This is a genomic window from Neisseria sp. HMSC065C04 (assembly GCF_001815375.1).
Lineage (GTDB): Bacteria > Pseudomonadota > Gammaproteobacteria > Burkholderiales > Neisseriaceae > Neisseria > Neisseria flavescens_D.
The window spans coordinates 259,830-278,758 of record NZ_KV820419.1; the positions used below are offsets into that span (position 1 = coordinate 259,830).

General features: G+C 47.4%; 15 protein-coding genes. 5 read left to right on the forward strand and 10 right to left on the reverse strand.

What is annotated here, in order from left to right; translation table 11 throughout:
* Positions 1 to 65: 65 nt before the first annotated feature.
* From hemW to dapA, 6 genes are all read right to left on the reverse strand, one after another.
* Positions 66 to 1,241: a radical SAM family heme chaperone HemW gene (gene hemW, locus HMPREF3022_RS08050; protein ID WP_049333720.1), complete on the reverse strand. Its 1,176-nt coding sequence runs from the start codon at positions 1,239 to 1,241 to the stop codon at positions 66 to 68.
* Between the two features lie 96 nt (positions 1,242 to 1,337).
* Positions 1,338 to 1,700: a thioredoxin family protein gene (locus HMPREF3022_RS08055; protein WP_049333722.1), complete on the reverse strand. Its 363-nt coding sequence runs from the start codon at positions 1,698 to 1,700 to the stop codon at positions 1,338 to 1,340.
* Between the two features lie 53 nt (positions 1,701 to 1,753).
* Positions 1,754 to 2,347, reverse strand: a complete 594-nt coding sequence (gene rdgB, locus HMPREF3022_RS08060; RefSeq protein ID WP_049333725.1) for an RdgB/HAM1 family non-canonical purine NTP pyrophosphatase — start codon at positions 2,345 to 2,347, stop codon at positions 1,754 to 1,756.
* 27 nt (positions 2,348 to 2,374) lie between these two features.
* Positions 2,375 to 2,587: an NGO_0222 family membrane protein gene (locus tag HMPREF3022_RS08065; protein WP_049333727.1), complete on the reverse strand. Its 213-nt coding sequence runs from the start codon at positions 2,585 to 2,587 to the stop codon at positions 2,375 to 2,377.
* A gap of 120 nt (positions 2,588 to 2,707) precedes the next feature.
* The gene (bamC, locus tag HMPREF3022_RS08070) at positions 2,708 to 3,838 is read right to left on the reverse strand and encodes an outer membrane protein assembly factor BamC (protein WP_049333729.1); all 1,131 of its coding nucleotides are present in this window, start codon (positions 3,836 to 3,838) and stop codon (positions 2,708 to 2,710) included.
* 81 nt (positions 3,839 to 3,919) lie between these two features.
* Positions 3,920 to 4,795, reverse strand: a complete 876-nt coding sequence (gene dapA / locus HMPREF3022_RS08075; RefSeq protein WP_049333731.1) for a 4-hydroxy-tetrahydrodipicolinate synthase — start codon at positions 4,793 to 4,795, stop codon at positions 3,920 to 3,922.
* A gap of 336 nt (positions 4,796 to 5,131) precedes the next feature.
* Between dapA and HMPREF3022_RS08080 the strand changes: the two genes are divergently transcribed.
* From HMPREF3022_RS08080 to HMPREF3022_RS08100, 5 genes are all read left to right on the forward strand, one after another.
* Positions 5,132 to 6,523, forward strand: coding sequence for a nucleobase:cation symporter-2 family protein (locus HMPREF3022_RS08080; protein WP_049333733.1), 1,392 nt, complete (start codon positions 5,132 to 5,134; stop codon positions 6,521 to 6,523).
* Between the two features lie 116 nt (positions 6,524 to 6,639).
* Positions 6,640 to 7,782: a THUMP domain-containing class I SAM-dependent RNA methyltransferase gene (locus HMPREF3022_RS08085; RefSeq protein ID WP_049333734.1), complete on the forward strand. Its 1,143-nt coding sequence runs from the start codon at positions 6,640 to 6,642 to the stop codon at positions 7,780 to 7,782.
* Positions 7,783 to 7,979: 197 nt separating this feature from the next.
* Entirely contained in the window at positions 7,980 to 8,489 is a 510-nt protein-coding gene (gene nrdG / locus HMPREF3022_RS08090) for an anaerobic ribonucleoside-triphosphate reductase activating protein (RefSeq protein WP_049333736.1), read from the forward strand.
* A gap of 54 nt (positions 8,490 to 8,543) precedes the next feature.
* Positions 8,544 to 10,388 (forward strand): anaerobic ribonucleoside-triphosphate reductase, encoded by a 1,845-nt coding sequence (gene nrdD / locus HMPREF3022_RS08095; RefSeq protein WP_079454273.1) that lies wholly within the window; start codon positions 8,544 to 8,546, stop codon positions 10,386 to 10,388.
* A 188-nt stretch (positions 10,389 to 10,576) separates the two neighbouring features.
* Positions 10,577 to 10,966 carry a DUF5339 family protein gene (locus HMPREF3022_RS08100; protein ID WP_049333740.1) on the forward strand — a complete coding sequence of 130 codons (390 nt, stop codon included), beginning with the start codon at positions 10,577 to 10,579 and terminating at the stop codon, positions 10,964 to 10,966.
* Positions 10,967 to 11,287: 321 nt separating this feature from the next.
* Here HMPREF3022_RS08100 and HMPREF3022_RS11810 read toward each other — a convergent pair whose 3' ends face one another.
* The 4 genes from HMPREF3022_RS11810 to rfbD all read right to left on the reverse strand — a co-directional run bounded on the left by HMPREF3022_RS11810 (position 11,288) and on the right by rfbD (position 18,082).
* A complete protein-coding gene (locus HMPREF3022_RS11810; RefSeq protein WP_204372405.1) occupies positions 11,288 to 11,911 on the reverse strand; it encodes a hypothetical protein in 624 nt (207 codons plus the stop codon).
* A gap of 440 nt (positions 11,912 to 12,351) precedes the next feature.
* Entirely contained in the window at positions 12,352 to 14,160 is a 1,809-nt protein-coding gene (locus HMPREF3022_RS08110; RefSeq protein WP_049333741.1) for an AAA family ATPase, read from the reverse strand.
* Between the two features lie 58 nt (positions 14,161 to 14,218).
* A complete protein-coding gene (gene uvrA / locus HMPREF3022_RS08115; RefSeq protein WP_070765412.1) occupies positions 14,219 to 17,068 on the reverse strand; it encodes an excinuclease ABC subunit UvrA in 2,850 nt (949 codons plus the stop codon).
* Between the two features lie 150 nt (positions 17,069 to 17,218).
* On the reverse strand, positions 17,219 to 18,082 hold the full coding sequence (gene rfbD, locus HMPREF3022_RS08120; RefSeq protein ID WP_070765413.1) for a dTDP-4-dehydrorhamnose reductase: 864 nt from the start codon (positions 18,080 to 18,082) through the stop codon (positions 17,219 to 17,221).
* Between the last annotated feature and the right edge of the window lie 847 nt (positions 18,083 to 18,929).

Here is an 18,929-nt window from a genome sequence, read left to right on the forward strand (position 1 = left end):
TAATTGTATTTTCTTGTCGTAAATTAAGCAAATCTAAAAATGTGTCAGCTGTTGTAAAATCGCACTTATAAAAAACACTGTAACAAGTCGTTTAAGAACAAACGGCCTTGTTCGGTCGGGCGGAACACGGTCGGGTCTGATTCAAGCAGGCCTTTTTGTCTGGCGGTTTCGATTTGTGCCATGATTTTTGCAGTAGGTACGCCGGTACGTTCTTGCAGCATTGCGGCAGGTACGCCGTCGGTCAGGCGTAGGGCGTTCATCATGAACTCGAATGGAAGGTCTTCGGCAGCAACGGTTTTGCGTTCAACTGCTTCATGCGGATTGCTTTGCATGGCGGCAAGATAGTCGTTGGGATGACGACGGCGGACAGTTCGCTCAATACGGTCGGGATAGGAGATTTTGCCGTGCGCGCCCGCGCCTATCCCTAAGTAATCGCCGAACTGCCAGTAGTTCAAATTATGGCGGCACTGCATACCAGGTTTTGCAAAAGCCGATGTTTCATAGTGGATAAAGCCTGCGCCTTCCAATTCTCCGTGTACGGCATCTTCAATATCCAATGCCGCTTCGTCTTGAGGCAATCCTTTTGGCGGCGTATGACCGAAAGGCGTGTTCGGTTCCATGGTCAGATGATATGCGCTGATATGAGATACGCCTGTTGCAATAGCGGTTTGCACATCGTTTAAGGCTGTCTGAACGGTTTGGTTTGGTAGGGCATACATCAAATCGATATTAACTTTTTCAAATAATTTCAAGGCAGTATCAATGGCTGTCAGGGCTTCTTTGCCGTTGTGAACGCGTCCCAATCGAGTAAGCATATCGTCATTAAAACTTTGTACGCCGATAGACAGGCGCGTAATACCTGCGTCTTTAAATCCTTGAAACTTCTCAATTTCAAATGTGCCGGGGTTCGCTTCTAAAGTAATTTCCGCTTCGGGTTGCAAGCGCAACAGCGAGCGCACGCCGCTTAACAAACGGTCAATCGATTTCGCTTGAAACAGGCTGGGTGTACCGCCGCCGAAAAATATGGTTTCCACCGGTCTGCCCCAAATATTGGGCAATTCAAGTTGCAAGTCGGTTAATAGGGCATCGATATAGGCTTCTTCCGGCAGGCCGTTTTTCAGGCTGTGGGAATTAAAGTCGCAATATGGGCATTTTTTGATGCACCACGGGATGTGGATATAGAGTGATAAAGGAGGCAGGGCGGTTAGCTGGCCGGGGCGTTGGAAAGTGATTTGGGTCATGGTATGTGTTGAGGCTCAAGGCTGTCTGAAATTTTTAGGCCGTTATTTTAACTGAAATGTCGGCAGGGAAAGTAATCAGTAGGAAATTTGCGAAGTCTAAGCGCTCAAAAAGGCTTCAATTTCTTCTTCTGATAATTTGGAATTGCAGACGGCTTTTATTTTGCCTTGTGAGATTTTGAGTAGAGCGGGAACAGTTTGGATGCCGTGTTGTTCACGAAAAGTTTTTAAAGCTGCTTTGTTGCTGCTGTCGGTAAAGTGGATGGTAAGCTGTTTGTTTAAGGAAACGGTAGACAGTTTTGCAACAAAACGGCGACAGTATGAACAGCTTGGTTTGCCTAGAAAGACGATAGCAGCTTCTTGACTGTCAATGAGTTGAAGAAGTTCGTCAGGCGTAGTCGGGATAAAGGCAGCAACGTGTTTTGCAAAGGCTGCCAATTCTTCAGGTGTGGGCTTGGGCATGGGAATGAATGTGAGGTAGGCCGTCTGAAGGCTTCAGACGGCCTGTTATTGATTTATAAGGATTCGATTTTTCTTAATAGTTCACGCAATGCTTGAGCGCGGTGGCTTTCGGCATTTTTGATTTCAGGGTTAAGCTCGGCGGCGGTGCAACCGTGTTCAGCCAGATAGAAATGCGGGTCGTAGCCGAAGCCGTTTGTGCCGGCTGCTTCTGCCTGCCATTGTCCGCGCCAGATGCCTTCGGCGATGATGGGCTGCGGGTCGTTTTCGTGGCGGACGAGGACGAGCACGCAGACGTAGTAACAGCTTTTATCGTCTTTATCGGCAAGATCGGCAGACAGTTTGGCATTGTTTGCGGCATCGGATTTGGGGTTTTCGCCTGCATAACGTGCGGAGAAAATGCCGGGTGCGCCGTTTAAGGTGTTGGTGCAGATGCCTGAATCGTCGGCAAGTGCCGGTAAGCCGCTGTATTTGGCGGCATGACGTGCTTTAGCCAGGGCATTTTCAACAAAGGTATGGTACGGCTCGGGGCATTCGGGCGTATTGAACTGCGATTGTGGCAGGACTTCGATGTTTAAGTCGGCAAAGAGGCGAGAAAATTCTTTGAGTTTGCCTGTGTTGCCACTGGCAAGGACGATTTTTTCAAACATGGTTTTTCCTTAATGGGTTTCGGTTTGCTACATACGGGCCATTTGCGCGCGTGCTTTGTGGCGGATGTAAAGGGCAAGGCTGCCGATTTGGGCAAAAACGGCGGCAAAGGCAAACAGAAAGGAGGCAACGGCAAATTGTTTGCTGTGAATGCTCAGAAGATAAGCGCCCAACAGAATCAGTACGATAAACATCAGGGTAAATAGGGCGGTCAGGAGCAGATAGGCTTTTTGTCGGGTCATGGCAGCTTGGGTAAGGGGAAAATGTTTTGATTATAACGTCAGATTGAGAATTTGAAACCATGTCGGAATTGTTAAAAAGGCCGTCTGAATATTTCAGACGGCCTTAAGTTGAATAACGGATTAACGCAATTCTGTGTGCAGGCGGCTCAACAATGTGGAGGCATCGCTGCCTTTGTATGGGCTGCCGTCTTTGTTCAACAGATGGAGGCGTGCGCCATTGTTGATAGGCTCAACATAGACGATGATTTCAGGATACGTTTTTGGCGCTTCTGCTTTGCCTTTGCCAAATACGCGTTTGAGCAGACCCGGTTTTTTATTGGCAACTGCTTCGCCTTCAGTTGGCGCTTGTTGAACCAAGAAAGCGCGGCGTTCGGCATTTTGACCGATGACAGTCAGGCCGATGCGGTCGAGCGCAAGAGCGGTACGGCGCCAGTTACGGCCGTAATCGCCTGCCAGCAACAGAGTGCCGTTGTCCACACGCGCCAATTCAGAAGCATTGCTGCGAGCGGCAACGCTTTGGGTCAGAGCCTGTTCGGCTTGCTGACCGTCAACGCCCAAGTATTGCATAAAGCGGGCGAGGAATGCGGCTTCGAGGTTAGGGTCGCTCTCGCTTGGCTGCCACATGGTGGTGTCTTTTTTGCGGTCGGCATAAACTTCTTTCATGCCTTTGTGGGCGAAGAAGATGTCGGTCGAACCGTTTTTACCTTGTTCGATGCGGATGATGAACTTGTCGCGTTCGCTGGTAGAGTAGATGCCACCCAAGCCGACTTTATCCAACAGGCGGCGCAGGCTGTCTTGAGGGATTTTGGCTCGGTTTTCAGCCCACTCGGTTTCCATTTGGCCGATGGCTGGTTCTTCAGATTTGATGTCGAAACCGTTTTCTTGCCAGAACACTTTCAGCAAAGGCCAAATTTCGCGAGGCGATTTGCCATCGACGACCAACCAGCGTTGGTTGCCGTCACGCTCAAGGCGTACGCCTTTAACGGATTTCAAGACTTCTGCATTGGCAGGCTGCTGTACGGCTTGGGTGCGGCGTTTGTTGAAATCGCTGGCGCGGACGGCGCCGCTGCCTGCCGGTAATTGATAGAGGTTGCCTTGGTCTGGGTTGTTCAAATCAGGTGGTACTTCCAGTTTGACCAAGCGGTGCGATTGACTTTGATAGTCGAGTTTGGGTTGTTCTTTTTTGCTGCCGGAACAGGCAGTCATGCTAATCAGGGCGAGGGCTACTACGATGGGTTTGATATAGGTCATCTTGTTTTCCTGTGGATGAAGTTCTTAACAGGGAGGCCGTCTGAAAAGGGTGTTTGGGATTCAGACGGCCTTATTTCCGGATCAGATTTGTCCTGATTTTTCCAGAGCGGCTCGGACTTTGGCTTGACCGGCTTCGGTCAGTGTTACCAAAGGCAGACGAACATGGGGTTCGCATTTGCCCAATAAGCTCAGGCCCCATTTGGGCGCGGCCGGGCTGGGCTCGCAGAACATGGTGTTATAAATTGGGATAAGTTGCTCGTTTAGGCGACGGGCGGTCGCAATATCGCCCTCAAGGGCGGCTCGGCACATATCGGCAAAGAGTTTCGGTGCAACGTTGGCTGCGACGGTTACCACGCCATGACCGCCACACAGCATGAAAGGCAGGCCGGTAGGGTCGTCGCCGGATAAAACGGCAAAACCTTCAGGAACGCTGTTGATCAATTCGATGTTGTTGCCGATATTGCTGCTGGCTTCTTTCACACCGACGATATTCGGAATCTCGGCCAAACGCAAAATAGTGTCGTTGCTCATGCTGACGACGGTACGGCCGGGAACATTATAGATAACCATCGGAATCGAAGTGGCTTCGGCGATGGCTTTGAAATGTTGGTAAATGCCTTCTTGCGAAGGTTTGTTGTAGTAGGGAACAACAGATAAGGTGTAGTCCGCACCGGCTTGCTCGGCTGCTTTGGAAAGGGCGATGGCTTCGACAGTATTGTTGGCGCCTGTACCGGCGATAACGGGAACGCGCTTGTTGACGTGTTTGACAGTGGCTTCAATAACGGCCAAATGTTCTTCGACAGGCAGGGTGGCAGACTCGCCGGTGGTGCCGACTGCGACGATGCCGTCGGTGCCGTTTTCAATGTGCCAGTCGATTAAGTCATGAAGTTGTTCGTAGTTGATGCTGCCGTCTTGATTCATCGGAGTAATCAGGGCAACCAGACTGCCTTTTAACATACGGAAACCTTTAATTTTATGGTGTAGGTGGATTATTCATCGGATTGTAGCTTACTTTGTTGTTTGTGTGAAACATATCCGCTATGAGACTTTGCTGTTTAATGGTGACTTGTCATTATCTTAATGAATAATACATTTTTAAATCATTGGTTTGTTTGTTTTTAGATAGAAAAATGATGTCAAGAATTAAAATGTGTTAAGGCGGTTTGAGGTCGTCTGAAAACGGCTGGGCGGAACTTTCAGACGGCCTGATGGTTTTGAATTTGCTGATACATTTCAAATTGGTTAAAATACGCATCTTAATATTTTTTAACGATTCTTGAGAGAAGGTTCAACATGGCCGGAATGACTGAAAAACAGGCGGAATCGCTTGATTTGGTTTATGGTTTGGAAGACAAGCCGCCGTTTGGGAATGCGTTGTTGAGTGCGGTTACGCACCTTCTGGCGATTTTTGTTCCGATGATTACTCCGGCACTGATTGTCGGCGGGGCGTTGGAGCTGCCGGTTGAAATGACGGCTTATTTGGTGTCGATGGCGATGGTGGCTTCCGGTGTCGGTACTTATTTGCAGGTCAACCGTTTCGGGCCGGTCGGTTCGGGTATGTTATCGATTCAGTCGGTTAACTTCTCTTTTGTTACCGTGATGATTGCGCTCGGTACCAGTATGAAAGAGGGCGGCTTGACTGAAGATGTGATGATTTCAACGCTCTTGGGCGTTTCCTTTGTCGGCGCGTTTTTGGTGTGCTTCTCCGCTTGGCTTTTGCCTTATTTGAAAAAAGTGATTACGCCGACTGTAAGCGGCGTGGTCGTCATGCTGATCGGCTTGAGCTTGGTGCATGTCGGTATTACCGATTTCGGCGGCGGCTTCGGTGCGAAAGCAGACGGCACGTTCGGCTCGATGGAAAACTTAGGTCTGGCATCGCTGGTGTTGCTGATTGTATTGGTTTTCAACTGCTTGAAAAATCCATTGCTGCGTATGAGTGGCATCGCGGTGGGTTTGATTGTCGGTTATATTGTTGCGCTGTTTTTGGGCAAAGTAGATTTTTCCGCCCTGCAAAACCTGCCGCTGATTACCCTGCCTGTTCCGTTTAAATATGGCTTTGCATTTGATTGGCACGCGTTTATCGTTGCCGGTGCAATTTTCCTGTTGAGCGTATTTGAAGCAGTAGGTGATTTGACGGCGACTGCGATGGTCTCCGAGCAGCCGATTGAAGGTGAGGAATACACCAAACGTCTGCGCGGTGGCGTATTGGCAGATGGTTTGGTGTCTGTGATTGCGACTGCGTTGGGTTCTTTGCCTTTGACTACTTTTGCGCAAAACAACGGCGTGATTCAAATGACCGGCGTGGCTTCGCGCCATGTGGGCAAATATATTGCGGCGATTTTGGTATTGTTGGGTTTGTTCCCTGTCATCGGCCGAGCGTTTACTACGATTCCGAGTCCGGTTTTGGGTGGCGCGATGGTGTTGATGTTTGGCCTGATTGCGATTGCAGGCGTGCGGATTTTGGTCAGCCACGGTATTCGCCGTCGTGAAGCGGTCATCGCGGCAACTTCTGTCGGTTTGGGTTTGGGCGTGGCATTTGAGCCGGAAGTGTTTAAAAACCTGCCGGTATTGTTCCAAAACTCAATTTCTGCCGGCGGTATTATGGCGGTATTGTTGAACTTGGTTTTGCCGGAAGATAAAACCGATAAAGCGGTTAAGGTGGAAACTGACAGTTTGGATCACTAAGCAAGCTTTATTCAAAGGCCGTCTGAAGTTTCAGACGGCCTTTGGTTTTTCGGCTATAATATTGTTTTTATTTGTTATCCGAGTGGTTCGGATAGCTCTACCCGGAAAGGTTTTATATGACGGTTTATTCACTTTTTATCACTTGTCCTCGCGGTTTGGAAGCGCCTTTGACGCAGGAACTCGAAAGCATGGCATGCCAGGATATCCGCGCTGTTGACGGCGGTGTGGCATGTAAAGGCACGATGGAGCAGGTGTATCGCATCAACCTGCATTCGCGCGTTGCCAGCCGTGTTTTACTGCGTTTGACCAAAGGCGGTTATCGCAGCGAACACGATATCTACAAACTGGCACGAAATCTGCATTGGACAGTTTGGTTTAAGCTGGAGCAGACCTTTAAAGTCAAAGTCGAAGGCAAGCGCGCCAATGTGAAAAGCTTGGATTTTGTCGGTTTGAAGATCAAAGATGCCGTCTGCGATGCCTTCCGCGATATTTATGATGCGCGTCCGAGCGTGGGCAAAATCAACCCCGATATCCGCATTCATGCCTTTATCGATGAACGCAATGTGGAAATCTTTATCGATACTTCCGGCGAAGCACTCTTCAAACGCGGCTATCGTCAGGATACCGGCGAAGCGCCATTAAGAGAGAATTTGGCGGCAGGTTTGCTGCTTTTGGCGGGTTACGACGGTACGCAACCTTTCCAAGACCCGTTTTGCGGCAGCGGCACGATTGCCATTGAGGCTGCATGGATTGCGACACACCGTGCGCCGGGCTTGATGCGCCGTTTTGGTTTTGAAAAACTGCAAAACTTCGACCAAGAAAAATGGCAAGCCCTGCGCCGTGAAGCTGAAAAACAAATCAAACCGGCAGCCGCGCCAATTTCCGGCAGCGACAACGATCGTTATATGATCCGCGCCGCATTGGCCAATGCCCAAGCCGCCGAAGTGGATAATTTCATCCGTTTTGACGTGCAAGATGCGCAAGCCGCGCGGCCGAACGGCGAACACGGCATTATGATTTCCAATCCGCCTTATGGCGTGCGCCTTGCCGAAATTCAGGCTTTACAGGCGCTTTATCCGCAACTGGGCACATGGTTGAAACAGCATTACGCAGGCTGGCTTGCCGGAATGTTTACCGGCGATCGAGATATGCCGAAATTTATGCGCCTTTCTCCGAAGCGTAAGATTCCGCTGTTTAACGGTAATTTGGATTGCCGATTGTTTTTGATGGATATGGTTAAAGGCTCGAATCGGGGCTAAAACCTGAAATAGAGGCCGTCTGAAAGATGATTTCAGACGGCCTTTTTATTGGTTTAAAACTACTACTTTATAGTAATTCGCAATTAGTTAAATAATAAAAATCTATTATATAAGTAAAATACATTGTTAAATAAAAATACCATATCTAGTAGTCTTGTGTTTTAATTCGCACCATATCTTGTGTTTATGGTGTTGCAATGAGTAGCTTGAAATTTACAGTTGAGCAAATTGTATGGCAGGAAGTGCCCGGAGAAGTGTCGTTGGCATTTCTGTTTTCCGGCTGTCCGCTGCGTTGCAAAGGTTGCCACAGTGCCGATACATGGAGAGAGGGCATTGGCACGGAATTGACCGAGGATTATTTAAAAGGCCGTCTGAAACGCTATCGCGGATTAATCAGCTGCGTGTTGTTTATGGGCGGGGAATGGCAGCCGGAAGCCTTACAGAAAATACTGGCTATTGTTGCTCAGGAAGGTTTGAAAGCCTGCTTGTACACCGGCCTGGAGCGTGAGGAGCTGGGGGCGGTTTCAGACGGCATCCTGCCTTATCTGACGTATCTGAAAACCGGCCGCTGGCAGATGGAACTGGGCGGCTTGGACAGCCCGACCACCAACCAGAAGTTTATCGATTTGCGTACGGGCGAAGTGTTGAACCGATTGTTTATCAAAGACAAACCTGCGCCTAAAGTTTTTCCAGTGGCTTCAATTTAGCTCAATGCTGTATTGCACTGATTTAAATTGAATTTATTGTATTCGCTGACAGCGATGTTTCAGACGGCCCAACCGTCATTGTTTAATAAATCATCCAAACCATACAGGAGAATTAACATGATTCGGCTGCATCCCGAACAGTTAAACGGAAAACTACAATTCATGCGCGACTACATCAGCGCGCAAAACGCGGCGGACGGCTCGAAAATGGACGCCAATGCCAACGTTACCCAGAAAAACATCGCCACGATGGAAGCGGAAATCATGAAAGACTTTTTCGTGCAGATTAACCGCGCCCAAGTGTCGCGCAAAATCGCCGAAATTTTCGACCAATCCGTTGCCGACGAATACATCCGCCAGATTGAGGCACATGAGATTTATGTGCACGACGAAACCAGCCTCAAGCCTTATTGTGTGTCAGTCACGCTGTATCCTTTCCTGCTCGACGGCTTAAGCAAACTCGGCGGCGAATCTAAAGCGCCGCAGCATCTGGCATCGTTTTGCGGCTCGTTTATCAACCTCGTGTTTGCCATCAGCGCGCAGTTTGCCGGCGCGGTGGCGACGGTAGAATTTTTGACTTATTTCGACTACTTCGCCCGCAAAGACTACGGCGACGATTATTTGGAAACCCACGGCAAAGAAATCGCCAACCATATGCAGCAGGTGGTATACAGCATCAACCAGCCCGCCGCCGCGCGCGGCTATCAGAGCGTATTCTGGAATATTTCCGTTTACGATCAATACTATTTCGATGCGATGTTCGGCGATTTCGTCTTCCCCGATTTCAGCAAACCGGTGTGGGCGAGCGTGGCGAAGCTGCAAAACTTCTTCCTCAAATGGTTTAATCAGGAACGCACCAAAGCCGTTTTGACCTTCCCCGTCGTGACCGCCGCAATGCTGACCGATGGCGGCAAATGCAAAGACACCGTGTTCGCCGACGAAATGGCGAAAGAGTTGGCGGAAGGCAATTCCTTCTTCGTCTATCTTTCCGACAACCCCGACTCCTTGGCTTCCTGCTGCCGTCTGCGCAACGCCATCGAAGACCGCACCTTCAGCTATACACTCGGCGCGGGCGGCGTGGCGACCGGTTCCATCAACGTCATCACCATTAACATGAACCGATTGGAACAAGACGGGCGCGACCTTGCCGCCGAAGTCGCCAAAATCCACAAATACCAATACGCCTACCGCAAACTGATGGAAGAATACCAAGCCGCCGGAATGCTGCCCGTTTACGATGCAGGCTTCATCATGCTGGACAAACAGTTCCTCACCATCGGCATCAATGGCATGGCGGAAGCCGCCGAATCGCAAGGCATTAAAGTCGGTTACAACGACGACTACATCAACTTTGTCCAAGGCCGTCTGAAAACCATATTTGAAGCCAATCAAGCCGCCAGCAAACACTACGGCGTGAAGTTCAACACTGAGTTCGTCCCCGCCGAAAACCTCGGCGTGAAAAACGCCAAATGGGACAAAGCCGACGGCTATAAAGTCAGCCGTGAATGCTACAACTCCTATTTCTACGTCGTCGAAGACGAAGAAATCAACGCGCTCGACAAATTCCTGCTGCACGGCAAAGAACTGGTGGACTGGCTCGACGGCGGCTCCGCGCTGCACCTGAACCTCGACGAAGCCCTGCCCGAATCCGGCTACCGCTCGCTGCTGGACATCGCCGCGCAAACCGGCTGCAACTACTTCTGCGTGAACGTGCGCATCACCATTTGCAACGAATGCGGTCATATCGACAAACGCACCCTGCACGCTTGTTCCGCCTGCGGTAGCCACGACATCGACTACGGCACCCGAGTGATCGGCTACCTGAAACGCGTATCTGCATTCAGTAGCGGTCGACGCAAAGAGCACGCGCTCAGACATTATCACCGTAAAGCGGCGTAATCATTGAAAAAAGGATTACTTAAAAAAGCTAAGGCCGTCTGAAACTTCAGACGGCCTTGATCATGTTGAGATAGGCTGGCTCTTTCAATGATATAGTTTTGATTAAATTAAACAAAACTCTTGACGTCTTCATATAATGAATTAACATATAACGTCCTTTAACCTAAATTTAAAAAAGTGAGAGACACATGAAAACATCAGCTTTATTGGCAGCTTTGTTGGCTGCTCTGTCCCTGTCAGCATGCGGCGGCGGTTCAGGCTCATCTTCTTCTGCCGTTTGTGACGAGTACGAAAAAGCATTTGCCGAAGCAACTAAAGACGTAGATGCCGCAACCAAAGACATGATGCAAAAATCTTTCGAACAAACCAAAGAAGCGTTGAAAAACCTACCTGCAGACCAACGCGATGCAACCTGTAAAACTTCTTTGGACGCTTTGAAAGGCGTTCCTGCTGCAGAAACTCCTGAAGAAAAAGCCGAAGAAGCCAAAGATGTCGCTGAAGAGGCTAAAGAAGAAGCAAAAGACGCAGCGGAAGATGCCAAAGAAGCTGCTGAAGACGCTAAAGAAGAAGCTAAATAATACGGCTAAGCTTTACAGAAAAACGGATTCCAATAATTTGGAATCCGTTTTTTGTTGTGTGAATTAGGGTAGTTATTTTAGATGAGCTTTTTCAGTTTTCAGACGGTTATTTCTTACGCCGTCTGAAAGTGTTAGTTTCAACTAAGTTAAAATGTACAACAGCAAACAGTTAATCAAACTAACTGCGTGCGTGCGTACCGCACACACCTTACACGTTGATTTTGGAGTTCCGCGTAATTCATAGGTAGGGTGTGTGGCGTAGCCACGCACGCGGTTGGTTGGGTATGCAGGCTACGGTTTGCTAAAGTGTACAGGCAGAGCTTATTGGTTTAAATACTGTATTTTTGCATCGTTTAAACTATCGGCTAGTTCTTGGATACTATTCAGTAGTTTATCGATATCCTGTTCAGGATCAGTATAGAAATAGTCAATGGTGAACGTCAGCGTTTTACCAAACTGCTCAGGGATTGGGGGAAGAGCCAGAGCGCGCAGTTGGATACTATCTCCACCTCGTGCATGGTCGCGTACCCACCATGACAAAAACTCTAATGCTTTCAAACCCGTTTCATCACGTGTAATCATGAAGTCGATTGAAATTAAGATTTCGTCCGATAAACCGCCATCAGTCCGTTTCAATGCACCTAAAGGATAGTCACCAAACATGGGAAGCGTAAAATCATCCGATGTGATTTCAAATAGCATATAGCGATTTACCGCAGCAAGTTTGATACCGGGAATGCTTTTAATGACAGTGCTGAGTTCTTGTACGGGTTGAGGAATGTCGGAATTGTCTTCGTCTGATTCTAGCTCTAATTCTTGGTTGTCTTGAGTAGATGCTAAATTTTCTTGTTCTATTTCCACAACAATTTGTTTTACTTGGATTTTTGTTTTATCTTCTTCTTGTTTTCGTTTTAGCAGAGTGGAGAGAAAGTCTTTAATACCCATGATAATGGTTACTCCTAAATTTGAGATAATAGTAAAAATGTTTGATTGTATTTTATTTTTTTAATGTGTCAAGATGACAAAATAATTTCTAGATAAATAAACCTTAAAGTCAAGTGAGGTGTGTGGCATAGCTACTCATACGGTGGGTTGGGCATGCGGGCTACAGCTTGCTGAAAGCGCTAGCTTCAACGAAGTTAAAAGTTGAAACGGCAAACCGTCAATCAAACAACCGCGTGCGTGCGTACCGCACACATCCTACACGTTGATTTTGAAGTTCCGTGTAATTCACAGGTAGGGTGTGTGGCGTAGCCACGCACGCGGTTGATTGAGTATGCAGGCTACGGCTTGCTACACATTGGCTTTGAAGTTCCGAGTGATTCATCGGTAGGGTGTGTGACGCAGCCACGCACGCGGTCGGTGTGAATGCAGGCTACGGCTTGCTAATTGATATGTTCTGATAAAAATCTCTTAAGCTCACTGACTTTCTCTGGATAAACGGTTTCAATCATAGGAGCAATTATCTTCTCTATAAAAGTTTCACTCGTAATAAGACTTGGTGCTAGTGAGTGTAACTGGTCATAAAATTCATTGTATTTTTCTTTATAAAAATCAGAATTGCCTAAATCAGAGCTTTCTGCAAAACTGTTTATAATATTTTGCGGTGTTCTGTCATCAACATCAGTGAGCAATTCAGTAATTTTATTCGTAAATTCTAGGCGATTAGTGTCATTTTTAATGCAATCTTTAAAAAAGAATTTTTCTAAGCATTCAACAGGTAAACAGTTAATTTGCTTGGATTTATTATAGAATATAATTTCTTGTACTTGATTTTTTAAGTTATCTCGAATTTCCTTTAATTCTTTTTTTATTTTGAGTTTATTTTCTTCATTTTTACATTTATCATAATTATTTAATTCAATTCTGAATCTACTTAGTAGTGAGTTAATTTCAGGATTGTTTTCTAACTTGATTTGAATATCAAAAATCTGTTTATTTTTAATCATGTTGAAATTTTCTTCAATTTTACTAAAACTACTATTTCTATTTCTATTGAATAAATATGAATCTTCTTGAACTTGTGTTTCAATTTTTGAAATAATGTCTTCATATGCATCGCCATCTACTATAGAGATTAGTTTTTCTCGTAATAATGGCAGAAATTGGAAATATACCTCCAAAACATTATTATATCCACCAATGGGGCAAACTATATATTTTTGCCGATAATCGGCACTATGAAGTATTGTTTCGATATATGATTTAGCCATAATATCTTCAACAAAAATGTATTTATCTTTATGTAACTCATTTGTTAATGTGTTCAATATGCTTGAAGATGGTTTATTTAAGAGTTTCAATATATCCCCACATTTTTTTAATTCAAATAAGTTGTTTGAATCCGGGATATTAGTGATCATGGTTGGACTATGTGTAGATAAATATACACATAAATCTTTATGTTCATCCACAATAAGCTCATTTAATACTGATAATAGATTTTTTTGAGCAGTTGGGTGTAGACCAATTTCAATCTCGTCAATTAGAATCACTCGTTTCTTTTTCGCTTTAATTTTTCTGAATTGGTTTAAAAAGTCTAGCAGACCTAAAACTAAATTTTCACCGGTACTAAATTCGTATGGGAAAACAAAATTTCCGCTAATGTCTAATACATATATATTCTTATGTTTTGATTGGCTTAACCCCCCAATTTGTCCTTTCAATTTAGTCTTATCTATTTTTTTCAATTTCCCTTTATAAAAATCGATATCATTCTTAATTATTTTTCCTAATTTTTCTGTAATCCAATTGTCTGCAAGTGTTGCTGTATTAATTTGTGCTTGTATTTTTTTTTCCAGATTTTTTATTGCGCTTCGTCGGTACAGAAATCGTGTGCCATAAATAACACTTAATTCACAAAAGCCATCAAAAGTAATACGACTAATATCCGTCCTATTCATACTCCATTGGTTACTACCAGGAATAAATTCGTATTTATTTATTGTTTCATTGTATTCGTACTGAATATAAGCACCATTATTTGGCTTTCGTCTCATAGGATCCTTATTTAATCCAGTGCCAAAATCCATTTTTCTTCCAATTAATTGGGATATGGCTGATAATATTGTGCTTTTGCCATTGCCATTTTCACTAGAAATGATATAAATCCCACTGTCTAAAGAAAATTTATGCTCAAAATGCTTTATATTTTTTACATCATGAATTATTAATTTAAAAGTATCATTACTCATAATTAAATTCCATAGTTAATTTGTTAAATTTCAAATCAAGCTGGTTAATACTCGCACTTTACTTCAAGATCACCTTCAAATACTTCCCAGTATAACTTCCCTTAACCTTCGCCACCTGCTCGGGGCTACCTGAAGCAATAATCCTCCCCCCACCATCACCGCCTTCCGGCCCCAAATCCACAATCCAATCGGCAGTTTTAATCACGTCAAGATTATGCTCGATAATCACAATCGAGTTGCCTTTGCCTTTCAGACGACCTATGACTTCCAGCAGCAGGGCGATGTCGGCGAAGTGCAGGCCGGTGGTGGGTTCGTCGAGGATGTAGAGCGTTCTGCCGGTGTCGCGTTTGGAGAGTTCGAGGGCGAGTTTGACGCGCTGGGCTTCGCCTCCGGAGAGGGTGGTGGCGGATTGGCCGAGACGGATGTAGCCGAGGCCTACGTCCATCAGGGTTTGCAGTTTGCGCGATACGGTGGGGACGGCGTCGAAAAATTCGCGGGCTTCTTCGACGGTCATGTCGAGGACTTGGCTGATGTTTTTGCCTTTGTATTGGATTTCGAGAGTTTCGCGGTTGTAGCGTTTGCCATGGCAGACTTCGCAGGGGACGTACACGTCGGGCAGGAAGTGCATTTCGACTTTAATCACGCCGTCGCCTTGGCAGGCTTCGCAGCGGCCGCCTTTGACGTTAAAGGAGAATCTGCCGACGTTGTAGCCGCGTTCGCGTGAGAGGGGTACGCCGGCGAAGAGTTCGCGGATGGGGGTGAACAGGCCGGTGTAGGTGGCGGGGTTGGAGCGCGGGGTGCGGCCGATGGGGGATTGGTCGACGTTGATGACTTTGTCGAGGTGTTCGAGGCCGCGGATGTCGTCGTATGGGGCGGGTTCTTCTTGGGCGCGGTTGAGTTCGCGGGCGGTGATTTTGGCGAGGGTGTCGTTAATCAGGGTGGATTTGCCGCTGCCGGATACGCCGGTGATGCAGGTAATCAAACCGAGCGGCAGTTCGAGGGTAACGTTTTTGAGATTGTTGCCGCGCGCGCCTTTGAGGACGAGTATTCGGTCGGGATTGACGGGCGTGCGTTCAGACGGCACGGCAATGGATTTTTTGCCGCTGAGGTATTGTCCGGTAACGGAATTTTCGCATTTGGCGACATTTTCGGGGGTGTCGGCAATCAGTACGTTGCCGCCGTGTTCGCCTGCGCCCGGACCCATATCGACGACGAAATCGGCTTCGCGGATGGCATCTTCGTCGTGTTCGACCACAATGACGCTGTTGCCCAAGTCGCGCAGGCGTTTGAGGGTGGCGAGCAGGCGGTCGTTGTCGCGCTGGTGCAGGCCGATGGAGGGTTCGTCCAAAACGTACATCACGCCGGTCAGGCCGCTGCCGATTTGGCTGGCAAGGCGGATGCGCTGGGCTTCGCCGCCGGAAAGGGTTTCGGCGGATCGGGAGAGATTCAGGTAATCCAGTCCGACGTTAATCAGGAAGCCGAGGCGTTCGGTGATTTCTTTGAGGATTTTTTCGGCGATTTGTTTTTTGTTGCCGTCCAAATCCAGCGTTTCAAAGAATTGGTGGGTTTTGGTCAGCGGCCAGGCGGAAACTTCGTGCAAGGGTTCTCCGCTAACGTAAACGTAACGCGCTTCTTTGCGCAAACGTGCGCCGCCGCAGCTTGGGCAGGCGCGGTGGTTTTGGTATTCGCGCAGTTTTTCGCGCACGGTTTCGCTGTCGGTTTCGCGGTAGCGGCGTTCGAGATTGGGGATGATGCCTTCAAAGGCATGGCTGCGGTTGAAGGTGGTGCCGCGTTCGGACAGGTATGTGAAGTCGATGACTTCTTTGCCCGAGCCGTGCAAGACAACTTTTTTGACTTTTTCAGGCAGGGTTTCCCATGCTGCATCCGCATCAAACTCATAATGGCGTGCTAACGATTGAATCATTTGGAAATAGAATTGGTTGCGCTTATCCCAGCCGTCAATCGCGCCTGCGGCTAAGGATAATTCGGGATGCGCGACCACTTTTTCGGGATCGAAGAAGTTGGTATTGCCCAAGCCGTCGCAAGTCGGGCAAGAACCCATCGGGTTGTTGAAGGAAAACAGGCGCGGCTCTAATTCGGGCAGACTGTATGAACATACGGGACAGGCAAAACGCGCGGAAAACCAATGTTCTTCGCCGCTGTCCATCTCCATTGCCAGCGCGCGCTCGTTGCCGTGGCGTAGCGCGGTTTCAAAACTTTCTGCCAGCCGTTGTTTAATGTCGGCTTTTACTTTAACGCGATCGATGACGACGTCGATATTGTGTTTGATGTTTTTTTCCAGCTTCGGCACTTCGTCAAGCTGATAGACCTCGCCGTCCACGCGCACCCGCGCAAAACCCTGCGCCTGCAGGTCGGCAAAGAAATCGACAAACTCGCCCTTACGTTCGCGCACTGCCGGCGCAAGAATCATCACGCGCGTGTCTTCAGGCAGTTTTAAGACGGCATCGACCATTTGCGACACGGTCTGGCTGGACAACGGCAGATTGTGTTCGGGGCAATACGGGGTGCCGACGCGGGCGTATAAAAGGCGTAGGTAATCGTGGATTTCCGTTACCGTGCCGACAGTGGAACGCGGATTGTGGCTGGTGGATTTCTGCTCGATGGAAATCGCGGGCGACAGGCCTTCGATCAAATCGACATCAGGTTTGTCCATCATCTGCAAAAATTGACGGGCATAGGCGGAAAGGCTTTCAACATAACGGCGTTGGCCTTCGGCATATAAAGTATCAAACGCCAGCGACGATTTGCCGCTGCCCGACAGCCCCGTGACCACCACCAGCTTGTGGCGCGGAATGTCCAAATCGACATTTTTCAAATTATGTGTACGCGCGCCGCGGATGCGGATGGTGTCATTATCGTGTGAATGTTTAGGATGATGGTTGCACATATTGTCAGGCCGTCTGAAAAGTAAAATAAACGGCTATTGTAGCACTTTTCAAATGACAGACTGGATAGATAAAGCATTTGATATAAAAGAAACAAAGAGGCCGTCTGAAAATATGTTTTCAGACGGCCTTGATATAGATGGATCAGCTTATCAGTCGATTTTGCGGAGAATTTCGCGCAGGGCTTTTTGCCAGTCGGACGGTTTGATACCAAACTCGGTTTCGAGGCGTGAGCAATCCATAATGCTGTATGCCGGACGCGGAGCGGGCAGGGGGTATTGATCGGTGGTGATTGCGTTCAGTTCCGGAATGCGGAAGCTGTCGTCTAATTGGTGGGCGGTCTGAAAGATGGCTTTGGTAAATTCGTACCATGTTGCCGATTTATTGCCACAGTAATGGAAGATACCGCGTGGGGAAGTGGGCTGTTGCAATAAACTGATGATGGCATGAGCCAAGTCGCCTGCATAAGTCGGGCAGCCGGTTTGGTCGTGGACAATGGAGAGGGAATCGCGTTCTTTGGCAAGGCGCAGCATGGTTTTAACGAAATTGTTGCCGTATTCGCTAAACAGCCATGAAGTACGGACGATTGTACTTTCCGGATGCGCGGCTAAAGCCAAAAGCTCGCCTGCTACTTTGGATTGACCGTAAGTGCTGCGCGGATTGGTATAGTCGGTTTCGCGGTAAGGGCGTTTGCCTTCGCCGTCGAATACATAATCAGTGGAAATATGAATAAAGCGGGCGTGTGCGGCGCGGGCAGCTGCAGCCAGGTTGTGAACAGCGCTTGCATTGACGGCAAAAGCGGCTTCAGCGTTTTCTTCTGCTTTATCGACGGCAGTGTAAGCTGCGGCATTAACGATGGCATCTGGTTGGAAGTTTTTGATCATGTGATGCACGGCTTCGGTATCGGTAATGTCCAGCGAAGTAGAGTCGGTAGCAATCAGTTCCCAATCTTCGGGCAGGCGGTCGCGCAGACAACGGGCAAGCTGGCCTTTGGCTCCGGTCAATAAAGTACGCATGGTTGAGTATCTCCTCTGATAGCTGTTGAATAGGTGTTCGTGTCATTATAGTGTAAATACGACAAATTCACATTATTGGCGTAGAACAAAATACAAACAGGGCTGTATTTGAGTAAGTAGTCGATATTATCTATCTATAATGTAACTATTTATCAATGTTTTAATAATATACTATAACTATAGTTAAAATATAGGTTTTAGCTAGATAGATTAAGCAGTTATATTGGTTAATAGATTGTGAGTCAATGTTAATGTTTTTATGATTATTAGGATAATGGTATTTAAAATTAGGGGAGCTTCTGTCCTTTTGTCGGTAAATTCTACCGCTTGATATTTTTGAGTAAATATTTTGCAAAATATTACTAAAATAATAATTGGGCAAGGGCGGATTTGCTCGTTCCGCCAACCCAATATTTTATTAACTTTTGGGAGTAATTATTATGGCATACTGTTACGGGGGGTATTATACTAGACCCCTGGTTAGTTCTTACTGCGCACCCGCGCCTAAGGCTTCCTACTCTTCTTACTACTGCGCTCCTGCAGCAAAATCTTCTGTTTCTATCGGCAGCATCGCTAGCATTGCCAGCGTCGGCGTGTCAGTAGTTAACGCGGTAACCGGTCTGGTTTCTGCTATTGCGGCTTTCTGCCCACCGGCAAAAACTCCTAACTACAAATGTGTTCCGGTTTGCCCACCTTACAACTGCGATCCAATCAAACCGATCCCATGTCCAAAACCACAACCTAAACCTCAGCCTAAGCCTCAACCAAAACCTGAGCCTAAGCCTGAGCCACAGCCAGAACCGCAACCAGAACCAAAACCACAACCAAAACCTGAGCCTAAGCCAGA